The following is a 9,566-nucleotide window of genomic DNA, read 5'->3' as shown; positions in this document are numbered from 1 at the left end:
GTGTGCGGGTTGTCGATGCCGCTCTCGATGATGGTGGTCGCCACCAGCACGTCGATCTCGCCGCGCTGGAACTTCATCATCATGTCCTCGACCTGCTTGGCGCTCATCTTGCCATGCGCCACGCCCACGCGGGCCTCGGGCGCGGCCTCGAGCACGCGGGCTTCTGCCTCGTCGATGGTCTTGACGCGGTTCGACACATAGTAGACCTGGCCCTTGCGCGCGAGCTCGGCGCGGATCGCCGCTGAGACGACGTCGGGGTCGTACTCCCCCACCGTCACCTTGACCGGCAGGCGGCCCGGCGGCGGGGTCATGATCATGCTCATGTCGCGCACGCCGCTCATCGCCATCTGCATGGTGCGCGGGATGGGCGTGGCAGACAGGGTGAGCACGTCGACCTGCTCGCGCATGTTCTTGAGCTGCTCCTTGTGCTGCACGCCAAAGCGCTGCTCCTCGTCGACGATGACGAGGCCCAGGTCGTGGGGGTTGACGTCGCTCGAGAGCAGGCGGTGCGTGCCCACGAGCACCGAGATCTTGCCGCTCGCGAAGCCCTCGAGGGCAAGCCTCTGCTGCTTGGTGGTGCGGAAGCGGCTCATGACGTCGACCTCGAAGTCGAACGGGGCAAAGCGGTTGAAGAACGTCTCGTAGTGCTGCTGGGCAAGGATCGTGGTGGGGCACAGGACCATGACCTGGCGGCCCTCAGCCACGCACTTGAAGGCCGCGCGCAGGGCCACCTCGGTCTTGCCGAAGCCCACGTCGCCGCACAGCAGGCGGTCCATGGGACGGGCCGTCTCCATGTCTGCCTTGATGTCTGCCACGGCGGTCTTCTGGTCTGGGGTGAGCTCGTAGCTAAACGAGGCCTCCATCTCCTGTTGCTCGGGCGTGTCGGGGGCAAACGCGTGGCCCTGGACGCTCGCGCGGCGGGTGTAGAGGTCGACGAGGTCAAAGGCGAGGCGCTTGGCGTTCTTGCGCGCCTTGTTTGTTGCGCGCGACCAGTCAGCCGTGTTGAGGCGCGTGAGGCGCGGGCTCGAGCCATCGGGGCCCACGTAGCGGGTGATGCGGTCGACCTGCTCGAGCGGCACGAAGAGCTTGTCCTGGCCCGCGTACTCGAGCAGGAAGTAGTCGCGCTCCTTGCCGCCCACCTCCTGGCGCACGATGTCAGCGAACAGCGCGATGCCGTGCGTGGCGTGGACGACGTAGTCGCCGGGCTTGAAGGGAAACGTGATGCTCGTGGGGTCGACGCGGCGGCGGGCGCGGTGGCGGGCCATGCGTACCGACAGGTCGCCCACCGACAGCACGGCAAGCTTGGCCGTGGGGGCAACAATGCCCGCGGGCACGGCGGCGTCCATGAAGGTCACCTGGCCGCGAGGCAGGGGCGGCGCCGCGGCGGGGTCGTTAGCAGACGGGTCGAGGGCCGGCACGCCGTTCTCGGCGGCCTGGGCCAGCGACTCTCCAAACATGATGTGCTCGTCGCCAAAGTTGAGCTCGAGGTGCTCGCGCGTGGCGCGGTCGGGCACGGCGAAGAGCACCGCGCAGTTGTCGTTGATGAGCTGGCGCACGCGGCCCAGAAGGCGCGTGTCGGAGCCGGCGATGCCCGGCTGGCGAATGGGCAGCTCGGCGGTGACGGAGGTGCCGGCACGCAGCATGCTCGCGAACGAGAGACGCTGCTGGGAGCCAAAGTCGAGCTCACGCGGCAGTGTGTAGAGGCCGGCGGTCTCAGCGCCCGCGTTTCTCGCGAGCTGCTCGACCTCGTCGGAGGCGCGGGTGCAGTCGTCGAACAGGGAGCGGGGCTCGGCTAGGCAGACGAGTGTCTCGGCCGCGATGTGCTCGAGCGGGCTCGCCGTCTTGCCGTAGAGGGCGGCGAGGTAGCGGTCGAGCGAGGGCTCGGGGCTGCGCGCCTCGATGAGCTCGAGGGCGGCGGCAACGGCGGTGCTCGCCTGGGCGTCGGTCCACAGGGCCTTGCGCGCGCGGGCGATTGTCTCGTCGGTGAGGGCGAGCTCGCGGCAGGGGCGCACGGTGACGCTCTCGAGGTCGCCGATGGTCTGGCCGGTAGCGCCGACCATGCGCCTCACGCGGTCGATCTCGTCGCCAAAGAACTCGATGCGCACGGGCACCGTGTCCTGCGAGGGGAACACGTCGACGGCGTCGCCGTGAATGTGGAAGGTGCCGGGGCCGTCGAGCTCGCCCACGTCGGCGTAGCCCAGCCCCACGAGCAACGCGCCCACGTCCTCGAAGGGCACCTCGTCGCCCGCCGAGAAGGTGGAGCTTGCCCAGTAGCCCGAGCCCACGGGCGGCACGCGGCGCAAAAGCGAGCGGCCCGAGGCCACCACGACGCAAGGGTCGCCACAGGCGAGGCGGCCGATGGCCTCGGTGCGCGCGCCGATGACGGCGTCGTCGGCGGCGTCGGTCTTCCAGGGCAGGTCGCGGCGCTCGGGATAGCGCAGCACGAGGTCCTGGCCCAGCCAGGCGGCGAGCGCCTTGGCCGCGCGGTCCGCCGCCTCCTCGCCCGACACCACGAACAGGCAGGGGCGCGGGTCGGCCGCCCAGACGCTCGCGAGCACGAGCGTGCGGGCGCTCTGCGAGACGGACAGGACGACGTCCTTGCCACAGCGCAGGTCAGACATGGCCCCAAGCAGCTCGGGCGCGGCGAGCAGCTGGCGCGATACGCGGTTGATGAGCATGGGCAACCCCTCGGCATGCAAAGCGGCCGGCCCCGTGGGTGTGGGGTCGGCGCGCACTGGTCTCATGCCTGCGATTGTACCGTTTGGCACGGGCGACCGGGCAGGGGCGCTGCAGTTGGCGGTCTAACCCCGCGCGGCGCCCAGCTCGCGCAAGTAGGCGTCGGCCGAGGGCAGCAGCTCGTCGGTCGCCTGCCAACTCCAGTTGCCCTCGGCCACGCCCGGCACGTTCATGCGGGCGTCGTCTCCCAGCAGCGCCGCGTCTTGCAGCGTGCACATCACGACGTCGGCGGCCGAGGCGTAGGTCTGTCTCATGAGGCGGTCGGCCAGCTCGCGGGCCGCGGGCTCGTCGAGGCCAAAGCGCTCGGCGCACCAGCCCACGAGCGTCTGGGTGTCGTGCGTCGAGGTGTAGGCCACCTTGCCGGCCTTGGGCTGCCAGCCGCCGCGCACGTCGCCATCGGCAAACTGCAGCACGTCCATGCCGCGGCAGCCCACCTGGGCGAGCAGCGCGCGGGTCGCGGGCGTAACCGAGCCCAGGTCCTCGGCGATGATCGGCAGCGGCCCCAGCAGCTCGTGAGCGCGGCGGAACAGCTCGATGCCCGGGCCCTCGTGCCAGGCGCCCTCGAGCGCACCCTTGCCGGCGGGCACGCCGTAGTAGTTCTGGAAGCCCAGGAAGTGGTCGAGGCGCGTGACGTCATAGAGCGCAAACGTGCGGGCCAGGCGGCGCATCCACCAGTCATAGCCGTCGACGCGCATGGCGCCCCAGCGGTAGCAGGGGTTGCCCCACAGCTGGCCGTCCTTGGCAAACGCATCGGGCGGGGTGCCCGCCTGCAGGCTCGCGCTACCGTCGGCGTTGAGGCAGAACTGCTCGGGCGTAGCCCAGACGTCTGCCGAGTTGGCGGCCACGTACATGGGGATGTCGCCGATGATCTGGACGCCGCGCGCGTTGGCGTAGGCGCGCAGGTCCATCCACTCCCACTCAAACTCCCACTGGGCGAAGCGATGGAGGCGGATGCCGTCTGCAAGGCGCGGGTCGTCGAGCAGCTCGGGCGCGTAGCGGCGCCACCGCTCGGGCCAGGTCTGCCAGGCGTCGGTGCCCGTGAGCTCGGCGATGGCCGCGTAGCACGCATAGGGGTCGAGCCACTCGGCGTTTGCCTGCATGAACTCCTCGTACACCGCGTCGGGCTCGAAGGCTTCCATGCGTGCGCGCAGCTCCTCGCCCTGCACGGCCAGCAGGCGTTCGTTTCCGGCGAAGACCGAGGTGCCCGCATAGGGCGAGCCAAAGCCGTCGGTGGGGTTGGCCGGCAGGATCTGCCAGTAGCGCTGGCCGTTCGCCTCGAGCCAGTCGACGAAGGCGCGCGCGGGAGTACCCAGCGTGCCGGGCCTGCCGCCGTTGGGGACCGACGTCACGTGGCACACGACGCCCGTGCCCGTCTCGAGCGGGCGGGCCAGCCCCGCGCCGTCGTCGAACACGATGACCGCGCTGCCAAGGGGTGCCAGCGTAAGCGCCACGCGGCCACCCTCGCGGCGCAGCTCGGCGCCGCCGATGACCTCGCTCGCGCGGGCCCCGCGGTCCTCGACCGAGACGTCATGCCACTCGGAGAGGCTGCGGTTCGCGAGCACGCACGCGCTCATGCCCTCGCCGCCCTGCGGGAGGCGCCACCAGCCCAGCACGTCGTCACACGGGGCAAGGGGGCGCACGAGACCGTCCGTGAGCACGGGCAGGCTGCGGCGCAGCTGGATGACGTTGCGATACATCGTGCGGCAGTCGGCGTCGCCGGTGACGAGCTCGCCCACGGCCTCCCCGCTCGCGCCAGCGTCGCCTCTCGCCCAGGGGTAGGGTCCGCGGTTGTAGGGGTCGGACAGGCCCTCCATGCCCAGCTCGTCTCCGTAGTAGATGCTGGGAACGCCCAGGTAGGTCATCTGCATGAGGGTCGCGAGCCAGAAGCGGCCCTTGGCAAGGCCGCGTTCGCCATCCGTGAGGCGGCCCGGGAAGTCGTCGGGCCAGGGCTGCCAGTCGGGGTGGCCCAGGGCGCCGCCCAGCACGCTCATGAGGCGCGGGCGGTCATGGCTCGACAAGAGATTGAGCGAGGCGGCCTGGGCCTCGAGCGGGTAGTTCTCGGTGATGGAGGCAAGGCTCTCGGCGGCGTCGGGCGCGCTCGTGGTGCCCAGCAGAAAGCCGAGCACCGCGTCGCGGAAGGGGTAGTTCATGGCCGAGTCGAGCTCGCTTCCCAGAAGGTAGCGGCGGAGCTTTCCGTAGCTCACCTTGTTGGAGGCGTCCTCCCAGACCTCGCCCAGCACGAGGGCGTCGGCGCGCTCGGCCGTGGCGGCCGCGCGGATCTGCTCGATGAACTCGTCAGGAAGCTCGTCTGCAACGTCGAGGCGCCAGCCGCGCGCGCCGGTGGCAAGCCAGTGGCGCACCACGCCGTCTTTTCCGCAGATGAGCCGCTGGTAGTCGGGGTTGGACTCATTGATGGCGGGCAGGTCGTCGACGCCCCACCAGGCGTCATAGGTGCCGTCGTCCTTCCAACCAAACCAGTCCGCATAGGGACTCTTCTCGCCCTGGGTGTGGGCCTGCCAGGCGCCCGGCTCGGCATAGGTCTCGTAGCGGTTGAAGTAGCGCGAGTCTGCGCCCACGTGGTTGAAGACGCCATCGAGCACGATGGAGATGCCCAGCTCAGCAGCCTGGGCGCACAGGTCACGGAAGCCCTGCTCGTCGCCAAGCATGGCATCTACCTGCATGAAGTCTGCCGTGTCGTAACGGTGGCTGCTGCGCGCCTCGAAGATGGGGTTGAGGTAGAGCGTCGAGATACCCATGTCGGCCAGGCGCGGCAGATCGTCGCGGATACCCTCGAGGGTGCCGCCGTAGAAGTCCCACGTGGTCACGCGGCCGGCCTCGTCCTTGGCGTAGGCGGGCTCGGTATCCCAGCGCTCGACGACGTTGCGGCGCGTGCCTGCCACGCCGTCAGCGGAGTCGTTCTCGTGGAGGTGGCCCGCCAGCTCCACGCGAGCACGCCAGTCGGCGCCGCGACGGTAGCGATCGGGGAAGATCTGGTAGACGATGCCCGAGGTGAACCAGGCGGGCTTGACCTCGCGCGGCTCGTAGACCGTGAGCTGGAAGGAGGGCGGCTCCCACTCGCACAGCACGCCCTCGCCGCCGGTCTTGCCGTCGTGCGCGCCATAGCGCAGCACGCGGCCGTCGCCACGCTCGATCACGAACGAGTACCAGACCAGTGCGGGCTGCTCGCAGGCGTACTCAACCGAGAAGCGCACGCGGTCCTCGAGCTGCTCGCCCACCATGGGCACGAAGGTCTCGCCCACGCCGTCGACCCAGGTGCGCAGCGTGGCCGAGGCGTCGCGGTCTCCACCCACGTCGAGCTTAAGCACGACGGCGCCGCCCACGGGGGCGGCGCCGTACGGATTCCTATAGAGGGTGTCACGCGAATCGTGAAAGGCCCACATGCAACTTCATCCCCGCACTCGCGGCCGGGGCTCGACCGCGAGTGCGGGAACCCTAGCGACTTCGTTTCTTGTTGTAGGGAATCACCTCGGGGTGAAGGTCGTGGTACACGTCCAGGTACTGATTCGCGGCACGGCGCCACCCAAAGTCGGCGCCCATGGCGTTTTTCACGAGGCCTTCCCAGGCGCCCTTGTCAGTCCAGAATACCTCACAGGCATCGAGCACGCAGTCTGCGAACTCATCACCGTTGAAGTTGGCAAACGAGAAGCCGGTGCCCTCGCCCGTGAACTTGTTGTAGGGCGCAACGGAGTCCTTGAGGCCGCCCGTCTCGCGCACGACAGGAAGCGTGCCGTAACGCATGGCGATCATCTGGGACAGGCCGCAGGGCTCGAACTGGCTTGGCATGAGGAAGAGGTCCGCACCGGCGTACATGCGGTGCGACAGCGCCGAGTCGAAGTCGATGCGAGCGCACATCTGGCCCTTGTACTTCCAGTCGAAGTAGCGCAGCGAGTCCTCGTACTGCTTGTCGCCTGTGCCTAGCACCGCGACCTGCACCGAGCGGTCGAGCAGGCGGCCCAGCGCGTACTGCACCAGGTCGCAGCCCTTCTGCTTGGTGAGACGGCTCACCATGACGGCGAGCGGGCGGGTGGGGTCGACCTCGAGACCCAGCTCCCGTTGCAGGGCGGCCTTGCAGGCGGCCTTGCCAGACAGGTCGTCGGCCGAGAACTTCTGGGCAATGCCCGTGTCCATGTGCGGGTCGTATTCCTGCAGGTCAATGCCATTGAGGATGCCGTGGAGCTTCCAGGCGCGCTCCTGGAAGATGCCCTCGAGGCCCTCGCCGTAGAACGGCAGCTTGAGCTCCTCGGCGTAGGTGGGGCTCACCGTGGTGATGGTGTCGGCATAGAGCAGGGCGCCCTTCATGAAGTTGATCGTCTTGGGACCCACGTAGAGCTGCCCCGCGGCCGCGGTGTCGGCAAGGCCGCAGATGTCGCTCATGACGTCCTCGCCGTACTGGCCCTGGAACTTGACGTTGTGGATCGAGAAGACGGTCTTCACGTTGTCGTAGCCGGGCAGGCCGCGGTAGAACTCGCGCAAAAAGACGCAGGCCATGGCCGTCTGCCAGTCGTTGCAGTGCAGCACGTCGATGCCGTTGAGCTCCGGGATGCGCCCGATGGCCTCGGTGATGGCCTTGGAGAAGAACGCGAATCGCTCGCCGTCGTCGAAGTCGCCATAGACCGAGTCGCGGCCGAAGTAGTCCTCGTTGTCGACGAAGTAGTAGTCGATGCTGTGGTAGGTGAGGTGGTCGATGCCGCACCACACCGTGCGCCAGCCGAGATTCATGTAGAAGTCGCCCACGTGGCGCATGGCATCGCGCCACTTCTTGTCGATCTTCTTGTACTTGGGCATCATCACGGCCACCTTGGCGCCGCAACGACGCAGCTCACGCGGCAGCGAGCCGGCCACGTCGCCGAGGCCACCGGTCTTCACGAACGGGGCGGCTTCGGAGGCGCAGTACAGGATGCGAAGCTTGCGGCGGGTGCGGCCGGCCACTAGCGATCGCCTCCCTTTTCCTTCACCAGGACGTTGTCGGGCGTGCCGCGCAGCTCGGTGCCGGCGGAGATGTTATTGTCGCGGTCGATGATGGCGTTCTCAATGCGCGCGCCGCGGCCGATGACGCAGTCGTTCATGATGACGCAGCCGCGCACCGTGGCACCCGGCTCGACGACGACGTTGCGCGACAGAATCGAGTCGGCAACGGTGCCCATGATGTGGCAGCCACCGCTCACGATGCTGTTGGTGACGTGCGAGCCGGCCTCGTACTTGGCGGGCGGGTTGTCGTGCGCCTTGGTCTTGATCGTGCGCTCGGGCGGGAACAGTTGGTCGATGATGGCCGGGTCGAGCATCTCGCGGCTGCGCTTGTAGTACATGCGTGCGTCGAAGACCGTGCCGGTGTAGATGTCGACGCGGTGGGCGCGGATGTCCATCTGCGGCAGGTCGGGCTCGAGGGCCTCGAACAGGTCGAGGTAGTCGACGTTGGAGTAGCGGTCGATGAGCTCGAGGAGCTTCTCGCGGCGAATCACGAAGCAGTCGAGGAAGCCCTCGTCACCATAGCGGGTGCCGTAGGTGAAGCCGCGCACGCAGCCGTCCTCGGTGTAGACGCTCGAGACGTCCTCGGCCTCGCAGCGGTAGGTCTTGGTGAGCAGCGTGATGTCTGCGCCAGACTCGTTGTGCGCGCGAATGAGGTCGCGGTAGTCGTAGTTGTAGATGATGTTGGCCGCCGAGACCACCACGTTGGTGGCCGTGTCCCTCTCGAGGAACACGCGGTTGGAGATGAGGTCGCGCAGCAGGAAGCGCGGGCCCTTGCGGCTCGTGCCGAACGCGGAGCCCGGCATGAGGAACATGCCGCCCTTCTTGCGGTCGAGGCCCCAGTCCTTACCGGTGTAGAGGTGGTCGACGATCGAGCGGTAGTTGAACGGCATGATGACGCCCACGGTGTTGATGCCGGCGTTCACCATGTTCGAGAGCGCGAAGTCGACGAAGCGGTAGCGGCCCAGGAACGGCACGGATGCCGCCGGGCGCGACTTCGTGAGCGCGCTGGGGTGCTTGACGGAATAGTTAGTGGTGATGAGTCCGACCGCAGTCTCCATGGCCTACTCCTCCCCCTTCCCAACGACGACCTCGTCGCCGATGACTGCCGTGTCCTTCGTGACGTCAACACTGCCGAGCTCGACGTCGGCCTCGACCACCGCGTGCTCGCCCAGGATGGCGCGCGCAACGTGCGCTCCCTCCTTCACGACGGCACCCGGGAACAGCACCGAGTCCTCGACGACGGCGCGCGGGCCCACGACCGCGTCGGTCGAGAGCACCGAGTGGCGCACCGTGCCCTCAACGCGGCAGCCGTTGGCGACGATGGCGTCCTCGATCACGGCGTCGGGGCCCACGTAGTGCGGCGGGCGCACCGGGGCGTTGGTCATGAACGGGAATTCCTTGCCAAACAGGTCGAACTCGGGGTTGGGACCGAGCAGGTCCATCGAGGTCTCGTGGTAGCTCGAGATGGTGCCGACGTCGCGCCAGAAGCCGTGGAACTCGTAGCAGAAGATACGCGCCTGGTCGGCCAGGAGCTTGGGGATGATGTTCTTGCCAAAGTCGTGCTCGGACTGCGCGTCGAGCGCGTCCTCCTTGAGCGCCTTGATGAGCACGGCGCTGCTGAAGACGTAGATGCCCATGCTGGCGAGGTTAGAGTCGGGCTTGTTGGGCTTCTCGGTAAACTTGGCCACCGAGTCGTCATCGTTCTTGGTGATGATGCCAAAGCGCGAGGCCTCGGCCCAGTCGACCGGCATGACCGAGATCGTGAGGTCGGCGTTGTTAGCGACGTGGCTCTCGATCATCTTGCTGTAGTCCATGCGGTACAGGTGGTCGCCGGACAGGAT

5 protein-coding genes are annotated in these 9,566 nt (G+C 68.1%); all 5 read right to left on the bottom strand.

Annotation, left to right across the window (positions count from 1 at the left end; genetic code table 11):
- On the bottom strand, positions 1-2,678 hold a 2,678-nt coding region (locus AC1VTH_RS04225; RefSeq protein ID WP_481334870.1), incomplete at its 3' end, for a DEAD/DEAH box helicase.
- 123 nt (positions 2,679-2,801) lie between these two features.
- Positions 2,802-6,137: a 4-alpha-glucanotransferase gene (locus AC1VTH_RS04220; RefSeq protein ID WP_481334869.1), complete on the bottom strand. Its 3,336-nt coding sequence runs from the start codon at positions 6,135-6,137 to the stop codon at positions 2,802-2,804.
- Between the two features lie 52 nt (positions 6,138-6,189).
- Positions 6,190-7,686 (bottom strand): glycogen synthase GlgA, encoded by a 1,497-nt coding sequence (glgA, locus tag AC1VTH_RS04215; protein ID WP_481334868.1) that lies wholly within the window; start codon positions 7,684-7,686, stop codon positions 6,190-6,192.
- Entirely contained in the window at positions 7,686-8,783 is a 1,098-nt protein-coding gene (glgD, locus tag AC1VTH_RS04210) for a glucose-1-phosphate adenylyltransferase subunit GlgD (RefSeq protein ID WP_293673678.1), read from the bottom strand. Before glgD ends, glgA begins: the two co-directional genes overlap by 1 nt.
- Before the next feature lie 3 nt (positions 8,784-8,786).
- On the bottom strand, positions 8,787-9,566 hold a 780-nt coding region (locus tag AC1VTH_RS04205; RefSeq protein ID WP_481334866.1), incomplete at its 5' end, for a glucose-1-phosphate adenylyltransferase family protein.

It is taken from the genome of Parolsenella sp. (genome assembly GCF_982402205.1).
This window is presented reverse-complemented; position numbering and strand designations above follow the sequence as displayed.